Origin of the sequence: Paenarthrobacter sp. Y-19 (assembly GCF_029223985.1) — a bacterium.
GTDB lineage: Bacteria > Actinomycetota > Actinomycetes > Actinomycetales > Micrococcaceae > Arthrobacter > Arthrobacter nicotinovorans.
In genome coordinates this window covers 4,202,598-4,219,249 of sequence record NZ_CP119414.1, presented here as the reverse complement: position 1 = coordinate 4,219,249, position 16,652 = coordinate 4,202,598, and the positions used below count along the sequence as shown (strand labels likewise).

Genomic DNA, 16,652 nt, shown 5'->3' with positions numbered 1-16,652 from the left:
TTCTGCCGGGCGAACCTAGGCGCCCTCGAGAACCTGGCTGGTCGCCCACGCCAAGTACTTGGCGGCGTTGGCGACTGCATCGGCAACATCCGGAACGCCGTCTTTGCGCTGCGCGACGTCCAGCAACTGCGCCGCAGCCACGATCCCGTGCTTCGCGAGATCCTCGGGGGTCACAGTGATACGGCCTGCCACCGCGATCACCGGAATACCGTGCACGCTGGCCGCGTCAGCCAGTGCGATGGGCGCCTTTCCGGTGAGGGACTGTTCATCCATGGACCCCTCCCCGGTAATCACAAGATCGGCCTCGCTCAAGTGCGAGGCGAGCCCGGTGAGACCGGCCACCAGCGCGAAACCACCTTCCAGCGCAGCATCCGTAAACGCCAGGAACGACGCCGGGAACCCGCCCGCCGCTCCAGCTCCCGGAACGTTCACGTCGCGGCCGGTGGTTTCCCGAAGGAGCGATGCCCAGTTGCGGAGCCCGGCGTCGAGCTTTTCGACCGCGTCCTCATCCGCACCCTTTTGCGGACCGAAAACGTGCGCGGCACCTTCCGGCCCGTACAGCGGGTTCCGGACGTCGACGGCGATGCGGAACTTCACGGCCGACAGCCGGGGATCCAGCTCCGAGACGTCGAGGGCAACTGCGTCTGCGAGTGAGCCGCCGCCCAGCGGGACCACATTTCCTGCCGTATCGAGCGGTTTGAGCCCCAGCGCACGCAAGGCTCCGCTGCCGCCGTCGGACATTGCCGAGCCGCCCACACCGAGCACGATCTCAGTGGCCCCGGCATCCAGGGCGGCGGCGATCAGTTGCCCGCAACCGTAGCTGTGGGCGCGCAGGGAGTTCTCCGGAGTCGGCTCCATATGCGCCAGGCCTGAGGCCATGGCCGTTTCGATCACAGCGGTCACCCCGCCGAAGGAGTCCTTCCGGATCCCCCACGAGGCACCGACCGGCTTGAGGATGGGACCAACTACGGCGTTGTTCCGTTCCTCATAGCCCGCGGCAATGGCGGCATCCAGCGTGCCTTCGCCGCCGTCGGCTACCGGGAACTGCGTGGTGACGGCATCCGGGTAAACGCGGAGCGCGCCCTCGGCCATGGCAGACGCGGCTTCGGCGGCGGTCAGGGATCCCTTGAACTTGTCCGGGGCAATGAGGATACGCATGGGACCATCTTGCCAGCTTTGCCGGGAAAGCGCTTGCCCGAACGTAACGTTGCGTTGACGTCGTCGCAGTAGTTCCCGCCGCACGTCTCCCCTCGCACCAGGGGACTACCCGCCCAGCATCCGCACAGGGTCACCCGCCAACCAGGCCTTGACGTCCTCAAACGCCTCCCCGTAGAACTTCCGGTAGCTCTCGTGCGTCACGTACCCGATGTGCGGCGTGAGGACAGTCCGCCGGGAATGCAGGAGCGCGTGCCCTGCGGGAAGGGGCTCCTCCTCGAAGACATCAAGGGCGGCGCCCCGGATCCAGCCCTCCTCCAGGGCACGGATCAGGGCAACCTCGTCAACCAAGGGGCCCCGGGCGGTATTGACCAAGACCCCGTCGGGACCCAGAAGGCGCAATTCCTCCGAACCCACAATGCCCTCGGTTCGCTCGGAGAGCCGCAGGTGCAGCGTCACGATGTCCGACTCACTGAACAACTCCTCTTTACTGACCAAGCGGGCACCTGCCGCCTCAGCGGTCTCCGCGGTGAGGTTCTGGCTCCATGCGAGGACGTCCATGCCGAACGCCTTGGCGTACCCGGCCATGCGCTTACCGATCTTCCCCAGGCCAACAATGCCAAGCGTCTTGCCTTCAAGTTCAAATCCGACGCCGGTCTGCCACTCCCCCGCCCGCAGTGAGTTCTCCTCCACAGGCAGGTTCCGTGCGAAAGCGAGCAGCAGGGCCCAGGTGAGCTCCGGCGCCGCGGCAGGTGATCCACCCGTTCCGCACACCACGATCCCCCGCTCAGATGCGGCCTCCATGTCAATCGCGGCATTGGCCATGCCGGTGGTCACCAGAAGCTTCAGATTGGGCAAGGAATCCAGGACACTTTGCGGAAAGCGGGTCCGCTCACGCATCGCGACAACGATGTCGAACGGCGTCAACGCGGCCACGGCCTGCTCCTCCGAGACGAACGGTGCGCTGAAAACGCTGACCTTCACGCCGTCGTCGGGCAGTGAATCCCAAGGAGCGTAGTCCCCGGAAACCTGCTGGTAGTCGTCAAGAATGGCTAAACGGAACTTCGTCACGGCTGTCTCCTCCCGCAGCGGCTGGTGGTACTGACCACCATCTCACGTTAGGTTTTTGAGTGTGACGCAAAATGTGACCTCCGCCATGCCCAAGCCCGAGCACCCCCGCCCGCAACTGGTCCGCGACAAGTGGATGAACCTCAACGGCACCTGGGGTTTTGAGATCGACGCCGGGGACTCCGGCGTGGAGCGCGGGCTCGCCACCCGCGAACTCAACAGCTCGATTCTGGTCCCGTTCGCCCCGGAATCGGCCCTTTCCGGGATCGAGCACGTCGATTTCATGGAAGCCGTCTGGTACCGCAGGACCGTGAGCATTCCCCCGGAGTGGTCCGGACACAACGTGCTCCTCCACTTCGGCGCTGTGGACCACGACGCGACAGTCTGGGTGAATGGCGTCGAAGTTGCGCGGCACAGGGGTGGTTTCACGCCGTTCACGGCCGATCTGGGTGGCATCGCGGAGCCTGGGACGGATGCCGTTATCGTTGTCCGCGCCAGGGACTCGCGGCACGGGATGCAGGCACGCGGCAAGCAGGCCACCTGGTACAACAACACGCATTGCCAGTACACGCGCACCACCGGAATCTGGCAGACGGTGTGGATGGAGGCCGTGCCCGAGGTTTACATCAAGCGCCTCCGGATGACCCCCAGCCTGGCCGATTCAAGCATCACGGTGGAGGTCCCGCTCAGCCGGAACCGGAGCGGGCACACAGTCACTGCCGTCCTCAGCGATAAGGAAGACCTGCGGATTGAGGCGGAGGTCAAGGCAGACCTGGACCTCACGCCGTCGCTCCGGCTCACCGTCCCAGCCGAAGCGATGCGCCCCTGGTCGCCGGAGGACCCGTTCCTTTACGACCTTGACGTGAGCGTGCGGGACGGCACCGGCGAGGTGGTGGATCGAGTGAGCAGTTATGCCGCCATCCGCTCGATTGCCTTGGACGGCAAGGTTGTCCGCATCAATGGCAATGCGGTTTTCCAGCGGCTGGTCCTGGACCAGGGCTACTGGCCGGACTCGTTGATGACCGCCCCCGATGAGGCCGCCTTGGTCAAGGACATCAAGCTGTCCATGGCTGCGGGATTCAACGGCGCCAGGTTGCACCAGAAGGTTTTCGAAGAGCGTTTCCTCTACCACGCGGACCGTTTGGGCTATCTGGTGTGGGGCGAATTCGGTGACTGGGGCGTGTCGGGCGGCGGCACCATCGGCCACAACCAACAACCGACTGCCAGCTTTGTGGCGCAGTGGTTGGAAGTCCTGCAGCGCGACTTTAACCACCCGTCCATCGTCGGCTGGTGTCCCCTCAACGAGACCCACCAGGTGCTGCATGACCGCCTCACCGTTCTGGACGACGTCACCCAGGCCATGTTCCTGGCCACCAAGCTCGCGGACCCCACACGGCCCGTGATCGACGCATCAGGCTACTCCCACCGGATCCGGGAAACGGACATCTACGATTCCCACTCTTACGAACAAGATCCCGACCGCTTCCGCATGGAACAGCAGGGCCTTGCTGACGGGAAGCCATACATTAACCGGAAGGACGACGGCGAGGAGTACTCGGTGCCGTACGCCGGGCAGCCATACTTCGTCTCCGAATTCGGCGGTATCTGGTGGAACGAGGCCGAAGCACGCCAAGCAGCAGAGGCGGCAGGCACCGACGTCGAAAGTTCCTGGGGCTACGGCCAGCGCGTCAGCAGCGAAGAGGAGCTCTATGCCCGCTTCGAGGGACTCTGTGGCGTCCTGCTGGATAATCCGGACATGTTTGGGTACTGCTACACGCAGCTGACGGATGTCTTCCAGGAGAAGAACGGCATCTTCACGTTCGATCGCAGCCCCAAGTTCGACCTCGAGAGGATCCGGGCGGCGCAAGTCCGGCCGGCAGCCATCGAAACCCGGAACTAACCCCGCCGAGTTTGGCTAGACCCACTGGCCTCGACGGACCAGGACTTCCTTGAGCAGATCCAGGCGGTCGGACACGATCCCGTCCACGCCAAGATCCAGGAGCCGCTCCATCTCGGCGGGTTCGTTGATGGTCCACACATGCACGTGGCGGCCCAGGCGGTGCGCGCGGCGCAGGAACCCGGCCGTCACCACCTGCACCGGCCCGTAGCGGACAGGAACCTGGAAAACGTCGACGCCGGCAAGCAGCCTGCGTGCCAAAGGTGCCGGCAGCACGGGGCCCAGGAGGACAAACAGAGCGGTGAGGGAGCTGCCCGCCGACGAAGCAACGCGATTCGACAGCTTGGCCAGGACTGCCCTGCGGCGCCTGTCGGAAAAGCTGGTGACCAGTACGCGATCATGGATCCCGTGCCGCTCAATGGCCTCGGCCATCGGGCGCACCGAATTCCAATCCTTGATATCCAGGTTCAACCGGGCATCCGGCAACGCGGCCACCAACTCATCAAAGGTCGGAACAGGTTCCACACCACCGATTCGTGCCCCGGCTACCTCTGCTGCCGTCAACTCCGCGATCTTGCCGACAGAATCGGTCACGCGGTCCAAGGAAGAGTCGTGGAAGACCAGCAGCACGCCGTCCGACGTGGTGTGGACGTCCGTTTCCAGGTGCACGGTGCCGAGTTCCGCCGCGGCTTTGAAAGCCGCCATGGAGTTCTCCAGGCCATCCAACGAGAAACCGCGGTGCGCGAAGGCCAAAGGGCCCAGCGAACCGTCCTTGCGGAGGAAATAGGGCAGCGTCACACCCGTAGCGTAACCGAACGGCTCTCCCGACGGCGCGTGTCAGGCGCGTGGGTCACGCGCCGCGCGTCGGGCTTGGCGCGTCAGGCTTCGTGCGGAACTATCGCCACGCCGTCGCTGACGTGAACCAGCGTCCTGCCGCGGCCGCCGTCGAGCTCCACCCACACGGCGGTGGCATCGCCGGTGACGGCGTCAATCACTCCCGCCGACTCATACCCGGGCGTGAGCGTGACGCTGACACGGTCGCCCTGGCGCAAGGAGCGCCAGTGGTGATCCGGTTCGACGCGCCGCAGCGGCGCCGTGTTGAAATCGTTGATCCTGCGCTTGGCCATGATTCCCCCTGCATTTCGACTGGTAGACACGATGCGAACGGGTCCGTGGCTGGAAGCCTACGGGCGCAAGGTGAACGCCGGTTGTATGGAGGCTGGGAAGTCGGTGACAGCCTGAAACTGCAAGACTAGGGACATGACTGTGTTGATTGCCGGATGCGGCGACCTTGGAACCGAAGCCGGACTTCGCTTCGCTGCGGCGGGCCACGAGGTTGTGGGCTTGCGGCGCTCCCCCGGGAAGCTGCCTCCGCAGATCCGTGGCGTCTACGCGGACCTTTCCGTGGAGCTCCCGGAGTTGCCGGCCGACGTGGACATTGTGGTGGTGGCCGTCGCAGCCGACGCCTCCACAGAAGAGGCCTATCGCGCGGCCTACCTGAACGGCGTGAAGAACGTCCTGGATGCGCTGGAACGGCAATCCATTGAACCGCGGCGGATCCTCTTCGTCTCCTCCACCGCTGTGTACAAGGATTCCGGTGGAGCTGTCGTGGACGAGTCCACACCCACGGAACCCACGCGGTTCAGCGGCAAGGTCCTGCTGGAAGCGGAGGAACTGCTGTTCGCCCGGACCCGCGGAACGGGCACCCGGCCAATCTCCCTCCGGCTCGGCGGGATCTACGGCCCGGGACGCACCCGGCTGATCGACCAGGTCCGGAGCGGCAAGGCCGTCATCCCCGCCCAACCCCGGCACACCAACCGCGTCCACAGGGACGACGCCGCCGCCATGATCGTCCACCTGACCACCATGGGAGCTGCCCCGGAAGAGGTTTACGTGGGCGTTGACGATCACGCCGCCGAAATGGGCGACGTCATGCGGTTCCTCGCGTCCGAGCTGCAGTGCCCTGAACCCCCGACGGCGGCACCTGAGGGCCCGTCCGACGCCGGCCCCGGCGACAAGCGCTGCTCCAACAAACGGCTCCGGGCGACGGGTTTCGAGTTCACGTTCCCGAGCTACAAAGAGGGCTACCGCGCGTTGCTTTCCGGCGAGGGCGTACGCCACCCGTGAAGCCCGTGCTGCGTGCCACAGGACAGCAGGGATGGGGGCGGGCCTACTTCGCAATGCAGGCGGTTGCCGGGCTGGCTTGGTGGACCCTGGTTTTCCTGGCACCCCCGGTGCGTGCAGCCACCCTGGGCGCCCTTGACCCCGTCGCTGTGGCCGCCCTCGACATTCCGCTGTTCGTGCTCTGTTCGGCCCTCGCAGCTTGTGGCATCCGGTGGGCGGCCGTGGTGGCCACGGGCTGGACTGCTTTGGTGGCAGCCGCGCTGGCTGTCTACGCCACATTCACCACGGAAGCGGGCCTGGGCGTCCTGATGATGATTGCCGCTACCGCCTGCTCAGGCCTGGCGCTCTGCTTCGTCCTGCTGGGGCGGGTTCCCACGGACTGGATCATCCGCGGCCCGTTCGCGTTCCGCTCCGCCGCTTCGAACCGGCCTGCAACGGCCCACGTGAGCGCGACCATCGCGCAAATGATCCTCTTCTGGGGCTTCTTCCTTGTCGCAGTCCCGCTGGTCATCTCATGGTTGGAAGGTCGATGGCTGGTGTCCCTGCCTGTCCCGCAGTTTGCCGTCATCGCAGGCGCCGTGGTCCTGGTGCTGGCGAGCATTCTCGGCGTCTCGTCCGCTGTAACCATGTCATCCAAGGGCCGCGGCACCCCGCTGCCGTCGGCCATGCCCAACCACCTCGTCATCGCCGGGCCGTATCGCTGGGTCCGCAATCCGCTGGCCGTTGCCGGCATCGCCCAGGGCATCGGGGTGGGACTCATCCTGGGGTCCTGGCTCGTGGTCGCCTACGCGATGATCGGCTCGTTGGTCTGGAACTACGCCGTTCGGCCGCTGGAGGAAGCAGACCTCGAAAACCGCTTTGGAGCCGAATTCCGCCGCTACCGTTCGTCAGTGAGCTGTTGGCTTCCCCGCGTCGGGCGGAACTTCGGGCGGAACTAGACCCGCTGCTCCGTCAGTTTCGCCTCGAGAACCTGGGCCACGCCGTCGTCGTCGAAATGCGGCGCCTGCCGGCCGGCAGCGAGGATCGCTTCGGGGTGCCCGCTGGCCATGGCGTAACCGTGGCCGGCCCAGCGGAGCATCTCGATGTCATTGGGCATGTCCCCGAACGCCACAACATCGGCGGCTTCGATCCCCAGGGACTCTGCGTACTTGGCCAGCGTGACTGCCTTGTTGATCCCCGGCACGGACATTTCCAGCATCGCAGTCCGGGGAGCTGAGTGCGTGGTGGACACGAGGTGCGCGACAGCCGGCTGCACCTCGGCCAGGAACTCGTCCGGCGTCCCCTTGCGGGTAATGGCAAGGAACTTTACGACGGCGTCATCCGCCGTGAGCGTCTGGTCCAGCGGTTTTGGGGTGAACTCGGCAAGCAGTTCGCTGGTTTCGTTTTCGATGAACCCCGGCTCCAGCTGGAAGCCGGTGAGCGTCTCCACAGCGAACAGGGCGTCAGGCCGGATGGACTTGATGATCCGGCGGGCCTCAAAAACGGACTCCGCATCGAGGACGCACGAGGAGAGTGCCTTCTCCGTTTCCAAGTCCCACACCACGGCACCGTTGGAACAGATCACGATTCCGCTGTGCCCGAGCTGCTCCTGGAGCGGGTACAGCCAGCGCGGCGGACGGCCCGTGACGAAGACGAGTTCCACTCCGGCATCGCGGCATGCTTGGAATGCCTTGATGGTCCGGTCACTGATTTTTCCGTCGTGACCGAGGATGGTGCCGTCTATATCGCTTGCTACGAGCCGCATCATGCCAGTCTACGTTGGAGCGAAACAGGCGGCTGCGCACCGGAAAGCCTCCACATTTCCAAAACCGGGAGCATAGGCTGAGTTGATGAGTGACAAGACCATGAGCGAAGAACACAGCACACGCGGCGCGTACGTCACCGGCGGTGAGTTCACCCGCGACACCAACTACATCGAGGACCGCATCACCCGCGACGGCGCTGCCGGCCCAAACGGAGAGCCCGGCTGGCCCGTAGAGCCCGGGCGCTACAGGTTGATCGCGGCCCGCGCTTGTCCGTGGGCCAACCGCTCCGTAATTGTGCGGCGGCTCCTGGGACTTGAGGATGTCATCAGCCTCGGCCAGCCTGGCCCCACGCACGATGCCCGCTCCTGGACTTTCGACCTTGATCCCGGCGGCAAGGACCCCGTACTGGGGATCGAGCGCCTGCAGGAGGCGTTCTTCCGCCGCTTCCCGGACTACCCGCGAGGCATCACCGTCCCGGCCATTGTCGATATCCCCAGCGGCGAAGTAGTGACCAACAACTACCCGCAGATCACGCTCGACTTTTCCACGGAGTGGACGGAGTTCCACCGCCCCGGGGCGCCCCAGCTGTATCCGGAGCACCTCCGCGAGGAAATCGACCAGGTCAACAAGCGCGTATTTACCGAGGTCAACAACGGCGTCTACCGATGCGGCTTCGCAGGATCACAGGAAGCCTACGACGCCGCCTACGCGCGCCTGTGGACTGCTTTGGACTGGCTGGAAGAACGGCTCAGCAGCCAGCGGTATCTTGTGGGCGACTCCATCACTGAGGCTGACGTCCGGCTCTTCACCACCTTGGCACGCTTCGACGCCGTCTATCACGGACACTTCAAGTGCAACCGGAACAAGCTCAGCGAAATGCCTGCGTTGTGGGGCTACGCAAGGGACCTCTTCCAGACACCCGGCTTTGGGGACACCATCGACTTCGTCCAGATCAAGCAGCACTACTACATCGTCCACGAAGACATTAATCCCACGCAGATTGTCCCCGCCGGTCCGGATCTGTCCGGCTGGCTGACGCCCCATGGACGGGAATCCCTGGGCGGCAGTCCGTTCGGAGACGGCACTCCCCCGGGTCCGGTGAAGGCCGGGGAAGAAGTAGCACCGGGGCATGGCGCCGGCTAGCCGCTGGTGCGTGTCAGGCCGGCCCGTGGTTCAGCTCGGCACGCGTCGGCGGGTTGGCGCCGGCGCGTGAAACGGTCACGGCGGCGGCGCGACTGGCATGTTCCATGATCGCCGCGAGCATTTCTGCGGGCATGGCCCGCAGTTCCCCGCGGTTCTGCGCGCCGTCCAAACCATGATCCACAATCGCGGACAGCAGCCCTGCCATGAACGAGTCGCCGGCACCCACGGTGTCCACGACATTCACGGACGGAGCCGGAACTTGGGTTTCGCCGGCCCGGGTGATACCCCACGGGCCGCGTGAACCGCGCGTCACCACCACCAGGGCCGGACCTTCCTCGCCGCCCAGGGACAGCCAGCGACGCGCGGATTCCGTAGGATCGACGCCGGGATACAGCCACTCGAGGTCTTCGTCGGAAGCCTTCACGACGTCGGCCAGCGCTACGAAGCGCTCGGCCTGCGTCCGCGCGTACTCAACGTCCGTAATGATGCTTGGCCGGCAGTTGGGGTCGAAGCTGATGGTGCTGTTCGGGTGGGCATGCTCGACGGCGGCAAGAACCTCCGCGGCGCCAGGCTCCAGGAAGGTGGCAATGGAGCCCGTGTGCAGCAACGTGGCGCCCTGCAGCATCAGGGGCAACCTACCGGCGAGGCCGGGGAGTTCCCAGGTGAGGTCGAAGGCGTAGGTGGCGGCGCCGTCGTCGTCGATCCGGGCGGTGGCCACGCTGGTTGGCTTCTCATCCGGCGGAAGCGGCACCATCACGGAGCTTGAGCGCAGGTGCGCTGCGACGGAGTCTCCGTAGGCGTCCTTGCCGTAGCGGCCGATGAACTGCACCGGGTGGTCCAGCCTGGCCAAGCCCACGGCGACGTTAAGCGGACTGCCGCCAACGTGCGCCTCAATTCCAGAGGAGCGTTGGACGACGTCTACCAGGGCCTCACCAATGACTGTCAGCATGGGTCAACTCTGCCAGAGGTGAAGCGCAGCGGCCCAACAATTACGACAGCAGTCGCTGCACCAACTCGCGGCACTTCTTGTAGGCAACGGCCTTGGGGTCGATGAGGTCGAAATGGTCGCCCGGGACCCGCAGCAGCTGGGCGGAGCTCCCGGCCGCCGTGGCTGCGGCAACGTAGGCCTCGGACTGGCTTGCAGGAACGTCCTCGTCTTCCGTGGCGTGAACGGCATAGACGGGAACGTTGATCGGCAGCGAGCTCATGGGGTCGGCGTATTTATGCCGTTTGGGGAATCTGGCCGAATCCCCGCCCATCAGGTTGCAGACGGCGCCGTTGCTGAGGTTGAGCTTCTCGGCTGCCGCAAGGTTCAGGAGGCCGGACTGGCTCACCACGCCCGTCAGGTGCACGGCGTTGTCCTCCGGTGCCCGCTGGAGCTGGCGGTCGGCGTCGGGGGCTCCGATGGCAGAGAGGCGGTGCCTGCCCGCAGCCCATACCGCGAGGTGACCACCGGCCGAGTGGCCCAGTGCCACCACTTTGCCGAGCTGGAGGTCGTGGTCCCCGGCTATCTGCGACAGGTGGTCGATCCCGGCCAGGATGTCCTCGAACGTATGGGGCCATCCACCGCCGTTCCCGGCGCGCCGGTATTCAAGGTTCCAGGCGGTGATTCCGTGCGCTGCGAGGTCCCGCGCCAGCGGTTCGCCGAGCTCCGCGCCGTATTGCGAGCGCCAGTAGCCGCCATGGATCACAACGGCTACTCCACCGGCCACAGCTGATGCGCCGCGATGGTTTCCGTTGTTCGGTTCAGGTATGAAGAGTTCGCCCCACTGACTGGGGTGTTCGCCGTAGCTGTACTTGTGCCGCAACATTGCGCCCTCCTTTGTACTGAGCCTATCGTGACGGTTCCGAAGTTTGGCTAGAGGCACCCCGACGGCGGGTGGCCCGGTTCAGTGTCGCAGCCGCCACGTAAGCTGGGGGCATGGCAAGCAATTGGGACAGCCTGGACCAGGCCCAGCGGGATGCAGTGGATGCGAATGTGGCCCTCTACGAGCGTGTCCGCCCTGCTTTGAAGCGGGTCACGCGGGACGTACTGCTGACCCTGCGGGACATGTTGAACGACGCTGAAGTCACCCCGTTGTTCGTCACCGGCCGGACCAAGACCGTGGAGTCGTTCCGGGAAAAAATCTCCCGCACGGATGATCCCCTGGAACCGGGTGGTCCGCGCGTCCTGAAATTCCCGGACCCTTTCCGCACGTTGAACGACATGGTGGGCATCCGTGTCATCACCAAGCTCCCTGCGGAGAACGCAGCGGTGGCCAACATCATCAAGCGTCAGCGCCAGCTCTTCGATTGCCGGGGCGACCGCGAGAAGGACATCGGTTCCATCGAGTCCGGCACTTATGGCTACTCCAGCCGCCACCTCATCCTGCGCACCATCCAGAATGAAACGGTCAAGGAGTACCAGCACGTCTTCAATCCGGACATGCCAGCCAACGGCAGCTACTTCTTTGAATGCCAGATCCGTACTGTTTTCGCGCACGCCTGGAGCGAGATCGAGCACGACATCCGCTTCAAGGCGGAGGACCCGCGCGCATGGACCCCGCATTTCGACCGGCAGTTCACGGCCACGGCCGCCATGTTGGAGACGGTTGAGAGCGCTTTCGCGGACCTTCACGAGCGGTACGAGGAAGTCCGCGGCTATTGGGATCTGGAGGGTGAAGGCGGCTCGCCCCTGACTCCCAACCGGGTTCGTGACGTCTGGCGTACGCTCCTGCCGCACGTTGACCGTAAAGTTGATGACGACTGGGGATGGGCCGCCGAGCTGCTTGCCGCCCACGGACTTACCAAGACCGTGGAACTGGCCGGGCTTCTCAGCGCCAACCGGATCACAGAGGTCCGCAAGGCCCTGGACCATCGCTACTCACCCGGTCCCGACCGCCTCCTGGATGACCTCCTGTTGTGGCAGTACGGAACCGAACACATTGATCTCACTGCTGAGGCGCCCGACGCCGTTCCGCACCCGCGGCGCGACAGCCTCCAGCGTCGTCTTAAGCAGATTGAGCGCTACCGCCAGACTGCACTGTAAGGACCCATGACTCCGGAGCAACTCATGTCATTGCGGGCGACTTTTCGCTCGCCCCGCCGGCTGCTGACGGAGTCCCTCGCGGGACTCGTGGTGGCTTTGGCCTTGATCCCGGAAGCCATCGCATTCTCGGTGATTGCCGGCGTGGATCCGCGTATTGGCTTGTTCGCATCGTTCACCATGGGCGTGGTGACGGCTCTGGTGGGTGGCCGCCCGGCCATGATCTCCGCTGCGACGGGAGCCGTGGCGTTGGTGATTGCCCCCGTCATGAAGGAGCACGGACTCGACTACCTGATCGCTACGATCATCCTGGCCGGCGTCTTCCAGGTCATGCTGGCGGTCCTCGGTGTGACGCGGCTGATGCGGTTCATTCCCCGTTCGGTGATGATCGGCTTCGTCAATGCCCTGGCCATCCTGGTGTTCATGTCCCAGATGCCGGAACTCTTCAACGTGCCCTGGATGGTCTACCCGATTGTCATTGTTGGTTTGGTGATCGTGTTCGGGCTGCCTCGGCTCACCACTGCCATTCCCGCACCGCTGGTGGCGATCGTGGCCATCACCCTGGTGACAGCCCTCGGCAACATCGATGTTCCCACCGTCAGCGACAAGGGCGAACTCCCGGACAGCCTGCCAGGATTCTTCCTGCCCAACGTTCCACTGAACCTGGAGACGTTCCGGATCATCGCTCCCTTCGCCCTTTCCATGGCGCTGGTGGGCCTGCTGGAATCACTCATGACTGCCAAACTGGTGGACGACATCACGGACACCCGCTCCGATAAGACCCGGGTGTCTTGGGGGCAGGGTGTGGCCAACATCGTCACCGGTTTCCTTGGTGGCCTGGGCGGCTGCGCGGTGATCGGGCAGACCATGATCAACGTGAAGGGCTCCGGTGCAAGGAGCCGGCTCTCGACCTTCCTGGCCGGGGTGTTCCTGCTGCTCCTGGTAGTGGTGCTCGGTGACGTGGTGGGCATGATCCCGATGGCTGCCCTGGTGGCCGTGATGATCTTCGTTTCACTGATCACGTTCGATTGGCACTCCGTACGGCCATCGACGTTGAAGCGGCTGCCCAAGTCCGAGACCGCCGTCATGATCCTGACTGTTGCCGCTGTGGTGGCGACGCACAACCTGGCGGTGGGGGTCGGCGTCGGCGTCCTGGCCGCCATGGTGCTGTTCGCCCGGCGCGTGGCGCATTTCGCGACCGTCGAACGGACCGAACTGGAGCTGAACGGCGAGAGGGTTGCGACGTACACCGTGGATGGGGAGTTGTTCTTCGCTTCTTCCAACGATCTCTATACGCAGTTCGACTACGCGAAGGATTCCTCAGACGGCATAGATCGGGTAATCATCGACCTGCATGGATCGCATATTTGGGACGCGTCCTCCGTGTCGGTGCTGGATTCCGTGACGGAGAAGTACCGGAACCATGGCCGCGAGGTCGAATTCATCGGACTGAACGAGGCCAGCGTCCGCATGCGTGAGCGCCTGGCGGGGAAACTCAACTCCTGACCCGGCTGGGTTCAGAAACAGCGGTCATCTGACATATACGCCTGCCTGCAAGTAAAGAATTCGTTCGGGCTGCCGGGCAGGTGTGAGCATGGATGAATGCTTGAGGCAACCAATAACGCACCAGAGTCTGAAGAAACAGCCGCGCCCGTGAACGCCGCCCTCGCCGCCGAGGCCAGGATTGCGCGGGTTGCCGTCACGGTGTTCCCGCTCCTTGTTGTGGCTGCCGGTGTCCTTGGCTTCCTCGTACCGGACCTCTTCAAACCCATGGGCGTCTCGGTCCCGTATCTGCTGGGCGTCATCATGTTCTGCATGGGCCTGACCCTGACCCCTCCGGATTTCGCCTCAGTGGCCCGGCGTCCGTGGGCCGTAGCACTCGGCATCGTGGCACACTACGTGATCATGCCCGGCGCCGGCTGGCTCATTGCCGTGCTGCTCCAGCTGCCCCCGGAGCTGGCGGTGGGCCTGATCCTGGTGGGCTGCGCGCCGTCGGGTACCGCGTCCAATGTGATGGCCTTCCTGGCCAAGGGCGACGTTGCGCTCTCTGTTGCCGTGGCATCGGTCTCAACGCTGATCGCTCCTCTGGTGACACCCGCGTTGACGCTGTTCCTGGCCGGTTCGTTCCTCCACATCGACGCCGGCGCCATGGTCCTGGACATCGTCAAGACCGTGCTGCTTCCCGTCATCGCAGGCCTCCTGGCGAGGTTGTTCCTTTCCAAGCTCGTTGCCAAGGTGCTTCCGGCACTTCCGTGGGCATCCGCCGTCGTGATTTCCCTGATCGTTGCAATTGTTGTGGCCGGCAGCGCCAGCAAGATCGTGGCAGCAGGCGGCATCGTGTTCCTGGCTGTTGTCCTCCACAACGGCTTCGGTCTTGGCCTCGGCTACCTGGCAGGCAAGCTCGGCCGCCTGGATGACAAGGCGCGCCGTGCGTTGGCGTTCGAGGTCGGAATGCAGAACTCCGGACTTGCCGCGACCCTGGCCACAGCACACTTCGGTGCTTTGGCCGCGCTGCCCTCAGCCGTGTTCTCGCTGTGGCACAACGTTTCCGGTGCGATCGTTGCAGCGTGGCTCGCGCGACGTCCGCTGAAGGACTGACTTTTGCGCTCTTGGGGACTGGCTTCCGGCCTCAGTCCTTAAGGCTTCTACGAGGCCCGAAAGTCGCGGGCCTCGGGGTCTTGACGCCGCACTTGCATTTTGCAAGTATGACCGCATGAGCCTCTTTATTACTTGCCCGGTTGAGAGCGTCGAACGTGCCACCGCCTTCTATACCGCCCTCGGCTGGACCCTCAACACCGAGATGTCCGATCACAACGTGTCGTGTTTCGCGATCGCCCCCGAGCAGTACGTCATGCTCGGCAGCCGTGAGATGTACGCCAGCGTCGGTGGCGCCGAGGAGCTGGTCGGTGGACCTGACACTCCCTCGAAGGTCACGGTCTCCTTCGACCTCGGCAGCCGCGAAGCAGTGGACGAGATCACCGAACGCGCCGGCGCCGCCGGCGGGCGGATCGGTGACACCGACGACTACCCCTTCATGTACCAGCGCCAGTTCGACGACCCCGATGGCTACCACTACTCGCCGTTTTGGATGAAGCCGGACTCCGATCCGACCGCGTGAGCAACCTCGCCGCGGCCCTCGACGTCGTCGGCTCACGGTGGGCCCTGCTCATCGTTGAACGGCTGCTCGACGGGCCACAACGCTACGGCGATTTGCAGCGGGACCTCGGAGTGCCGACCAACATGCTCGCGACGCGCCTGCGTGAGCTCGAAGCCGCCGGCGTCCTGTCCCGGCTGCCCCTGCGCCACAACACCCGGGCCTACACGCTGACCGATAGAGGGCGGGCCCTGGGCGAAGCAATCAACGCGCTGGCCCGTTGGGGCGAGGAGTTGCCCGGGAACGACGCCCAGACGTAGACCTTTTGCGCCGCGGTCGTGACGCTACTGCGGCGCCGTCTTGCTGCCGTCCACCGTGGTGGCGTCCACCGTGGTGCCGCGACGGTGCAGCTTCCACGGAGAGGCGACCCGGACGCCGTCGGCGGGAGCCGTTCCCTCCAGGCGGTCGAGCAGCATCCGGACCACCTTCTCGAAAATGGGATCGGGACCCACCGTCGTCAGTGCGGGATCGAACTCCTGCCCCTCGGTGGAGTTCCCCACTCCTACGATCTGCACGTCCTCAGGCACGCGCAGGCCCAGCCGGAAGGCGGCCCGTACCGCCTGGAGCGCTTCCATGTCGTCAGTGCAGAGGATGGCCGTGGGGCGGACCGGAAGCTGCAGCAGTTCAAGCGCCGACTGATACGCCTCGGCCGGGCGATGGTGAGAGGTCCGCACGAGGGACTGATCGAGCGGAATGCCCGCCTTTTCAAGCCCACTGGCGTAAGCAGCGAACCGGCTCTTGGGCCGGTCAGTGGAATCCGACCTCCGAATGCAAGCGATCCTTCGATGTGACGCCGTCAGGAACTCCATGCAGTCCGCCAGCCCGGCGTCGGTCTCGGGCGCGAGGACGTCGAATCCGGCAGGATTCATGGTTTCCGAAATCACCACCTGGGCTACGCCGCGGCGAGCCAGTTCCGTGACGGTTTCGTCCTCCGTTTTCGCCTCCGGGAAGTACCCGATGATGACACCGTCCGCGCCGCCGGACATCATGAATTTCCGCCAGTCCTCGCCCAAGAGGATCACAGGCTGATAGCCACGTTCCGGAAGGATGCGCGCCGCTGCAGTGGCCAACGCCCGATCCCACGGCCATTCGAGGTTTCCAATCGCGACGGCCACCACGTCTGTCTTGCCGCGCCGCATCCCGCGCGCGGCCTGGTTGGGAACGTAGCCCAACTCCTTCACGGCCGACAGGACGCGGTCCTGGGTGGGCTGGCTGATCCGGGTAGTACCTCCGTGGCGGCCGGAAAGCACGTAAGAGACGGTGGTCAGCGATACGCCCGCTGCCGTGGCAACATCCCGGATGGTGGGCTTGAGTCCCTTGCTCACGGCGGCTCCTGACAGA

17 protein-coding genes are annotated in these 16,652 nt (G+C 64.9%); 9 read left to right on the top strand and 8 right to left on the bottom strand.

Translation table 11 applies throughout. The features are described from left to right. Positions 1-15 precede the first annotated feature (15 nt). Together PYR64_RS19855 and PYR64_RS19850 are read right to left on the bottom strand one after the other, a co-directional pair. Positions 16-1,158, bottom strand: coding sequence for a glycerate kinase (locus PYR64_RS19855; protein ID WP_018778416.1), 1,143 nt, complete (start codon positions 1,156-1,158; stop codon positions 16-18). 105 nt (positions 1,159-1,263) lie between these two features. Continuing rightward, positions 1,264-2,226: a D-2-hydroxyacid dehydrogenase family protein gene (locus tag PYR64_RS19850; protein ID WP_275777193.1), complete on the bottom strand. Its 963-nt coding sequence runs from the start codon at positions 2,224-2,226 to the stop codon at positions 1,264-1,266. A 73-nt stretch (positions 2,227-2,299) separates the two neighbouring features. Between PYR64_RS19850 and PYR64_RS19845 the strand changes: the two genes are divergently transcribed. Beyond that, entirely contained in the window at positions 2,300-4,123 is a 1,824-nt protein-coding gene (locus PYR64_RS19845) for a sugar-binding domain-containing protein (RefSeq protein WP_275780013.1), read from the top strand. 15 nt (positions 4,124-4,138) lie between these two features. Here the strand turns inward: PYR64_RS19845 and PYR64_RS19840 are convergent, their stop codons facing one another. Together PYR64_RS19840 and PYR64_RS19835 are read right to left on the bottom strand one after the other, a co-directional pair. After that, complete coding sequence (locus tag PYR64_RS19840) at positions 4,139-4,918, bottom strand: glycerophosphodiester phosphodiesterase (RefSeq protein ID WP_210078025.1); 780 nt, start codon at positions 4,916-4,918, stop codon at positions 4,139-4,141. An 80-nt stretch (positions 4,919-4,998) separates the two neighbouring features. Next, positions 4,999-5,247 (bottom strand): hypothetical protein, encoded by a 249-nt coding sequence (locus tag PYR64_RS19835; RefSeq protein ID WP_039239057.1) that lies wholly within the window; start codon positions 5,245-5,247, stop codon positions 4,999-5,001. Positions 5,248-5,380: 133 nt separating this feature from the next. On the opposite strand from PYR64_RS19835, the gene PYR64_RS19830 reads away from it, so the two are divergent. Both PYR64_RS19830 and PYR64_RS19825 read left to right on the top strand, forming a co-directional pair. Further along, positions 5,381-6,247 carry an NAD-dependent epimerase/dehydratase family protein gene (locus PYR64_RS19830; RefSeq protein WP_275777189.1) on the top strand — a complete coding sequence of 289 codons (867 nt, stop codon included), beginning with the start codon at positions 5,381-5,383 and terminating at the stop codon, positions 6,245-6,247. Between the two features lie 53 nt (positions 6,248-6,300). Next, complete coding sequence (locus PYR64_RS19825) at positions 6,301-7,182, top strand: isoprenylcysteine carboxylmethyltransferase family protein (protein WP_275780011.1); 882 nt, start codon at positions 6,301-6,303, stop codon at positions 7,180-7,182. Here the strand turns inward: PYR64_RS19825 and PYR64_RS19820 are convergent. After that, complete coding sequence (locus PYR64_RS19820) at positions 7,179-7,988, bottom strand: HAD family hydrolase (protein ID WP_200942166.1); 810 nt, start codon at positions 7,986-7,988, stop codon at positions 7,179-7,181. The two genes, PYR64_RS19825 and PYR64_RS19820, sit on opposite strands and share 4 nt — an antisense overlap. An 85-nt stretch (positions 7,989-8,073) precedes the next feature. Here PYR64_RS19820 and PYR64_RS19815 point away from each other — a divergent pair, with 85 nt between their 5' ends. Next, complete coding sequence (locus PYR64_RS19815) at positions 8,074-9,132, top strand: glutathione S-transferase family protein (RefSeq protein WP_018778424.1); 1,059 nt, start codon at positions 8,074-8,076, stop codon at positions 9,130-9,132. 13 nt (positions 9,133-9,145) lie between these two features. On the opposite strand, the gene PYR64_RS19810 is transcribed toward PYR64_RS19815, so the two are convergent. Then, positions 9,146-10,081: a carbohydrate kinase gene (locus PYR64_RS19810; RefSeq protein WP_110504841.1), complete on the bottom strand. Its 936-nt coding sequence runs from the start codon at positions 10,079-10,081 to the stop codon at positions 9,146-9,148. 40 nt (positions 10,082-10,121) lie between these two features. Next, positions 10,122-10,943, bottom strand: coding sequence for an alpha/beta hydrolase (locus PYR64_RS19805; RefSeq protein WP_039239051.1), 822 nt, complete (start codon positions 10,941-10,943; stop codon positions 10,122-10,124). A gap of 110 nt (positions 10,944-11,053) precedes the next feature. On the opposite strand from PYR64_RS19805, the gene PYR64_RS19800 reads away from it, so the two are divergent. The 5 genes from PYR64_RS19800 (at position 11,054) to PYR64_RS19780 (ending at position 15,571) form a co-directional block, all read left to right on the top strand. Further along, positions 11,054-12,160, top strand: a complete 1,107-nt coding sequence (locus tag PYR64_RS19800) for a RelA/SpoT domain-containing protein (RefSeq protein ID WP_018778427.1) — start codon at positions 11,054-11,056, stop codon at positions 12,158-12,160. Positions 12,161-12,166: 6 nt separating this feature from the next. Continuing rightward, positions 12,167-13,663, top strand: coding sequence for a SulP family inorganic anion transporter (locus tag PYR64_RS19795; protein ID WP_275777184.1), 1,497 nt, complete (start codon positions 12,167-12,169; stop codon positions 13,661-13,663). 96 nt (positions 13,664-13,759) lie between these two features. Then, positions 13,760-14,755: a bile acid:sodium symporter family protein gene (locus PYR64_RS19790; protein ID WP_018778429.1), complete on the top strand. Its 996-nt coding sequence runs from the start codon at positions 13,760-13,762 to the stop codon at positions 14,753-14,755. Positions 14,756-14,870: 115 nt separating this feature from the next. Further along, positions 14,871-15,275 carry a VOC family protein gene (locus tag PYR64_RS19785; protein WP_275777181.1) on the top strand — a complete coding sequence of 135 codons (405 nt, stop codon included), beginning with the start codon at positions 14,871-14,873 and terminating at the stop codon, positions 15,273-15,275. Then, positions 15,272-15,571 carry a helix-turn-helix domain-containing protein gene (locus PYR64_RS19780; protein ID WP_018778431.1) on the top strand — a complete coding sequence of 100 codons (300 nt, stop codon included), beginning with the start codon at positions 15,272-15,274 and terminating at the stop codon, positions 15,569-15,571. Before PYR64_RS19785 ends, PYR64_RS19780 begins: the two co-directional genes overlap by 4 nt. 24 nt (positions 15,572-15,595) lie before the next feature. On the opposite strand, the gene PYR64_RS19775 is transcribed toward PYR64_RS19780, so the two are convergent. Beyond that, positions 15,596-16,636, bottom strand: a complete 1,041-nt coding sequence (locus PYR64_RS19775) for a LacI family DNA-binding transcriptional regulator (protein WP_275777179.1) — start codon at positions 16,634-16,636, stop codon at positions 15,596-15,598. Positions 16,637-16,652: the final 16 nt, after the last annotated feature.

Excerpts from the sequence above, each read along its gene's own strand:
- PYR64_RS19855 (WP_018778416.1), bottom strand. The coding sequence starts at position 1,158 with ATGCGTATCCTCATTGCCCCGGACAAGTTCAAGGGATCCCTGACCGCC.
- PYR64_RS19835 (WP_039239057.1), bottom strand. The coding sequence starts at position 5,247 with ATGGCCAAGCGCAGGATCAACGATTTCAACACGGCGCCGCTGCGGCGC.
- PYR64_RS19830 (WP_275777189.1), top strand. The coding sequence starts at position 5,381 with ATGACTGTGTTGATTGCCGGATGCGGCGACCTTGGAACCGAAGCCGGA.
- PYR64_RS19825 (WP_275780011.1), top strand. The coding sequence starts at position 6,301 with ATGCAGGCGGTTGCCGGGCTGGCTTGGTGGACCCTGGTTTTCCTGGCA.
- PYR64_RS19820 (WP_200942166.1), bottom strand. The coding sequence starts at position 7,988 with ATGCGGCTCGTAGCAAGCGATATAGACGGCACCATCCTCGGTCACGAC.
- PYR64_RS19815 (WP_018778424.1), top strand. The coding sequence starts at position 8,074 with ATGAGTGACAAGACCATGAGCGAAGAACACAGCACACGCGGCGCGTAC.
- PYR64_RS19810 (WP_110504841.1), bottom strand. The coding sequence starts at position 10,081 with ATGCTGACAGTCATTGGTGAGGCCCTGGTAGACGTCGTCCAACGCTCC.
- PYR64_RS19805 (WP_039239051.1), bottom strand. The coding sequence starts at position 10,943 with ATGTTGCGGCACAAGTACAGCTACGGCGAACACCCCAGTCAGTGGGGC.
- PYR64_RS19800 (WP_018778427.1), top strand. The coding sequence starts at position 11,054 with ATGGCAAGCAATTGGGACAGCCTGGACCAGGCCCAGCGGGATGCAGTG.
- PYR64_RS19795 (WP_275777184.1), top strand. The coding sequence starts at position 12,167 with ATGACTCCGGAGCAACTCATGTCATTGCGGGCGACTTTTCGCTCGCCC.
- PYR64_RS19790 (WP_018778429.1), top strand. The coding sequence starts at position 13,760 with ATGCTTGAGGCAACCAATAACGCACCAGAGTCTGAAGAAACAGCCGCG.
- PYR64_RS19785 (WP_275777181.1), top strand. The coding sequence starts at position 14,871 with ATGAGCCTCTTTATTACTTGCCCGGTTGAGAGCGTCGAACGTGCCACC.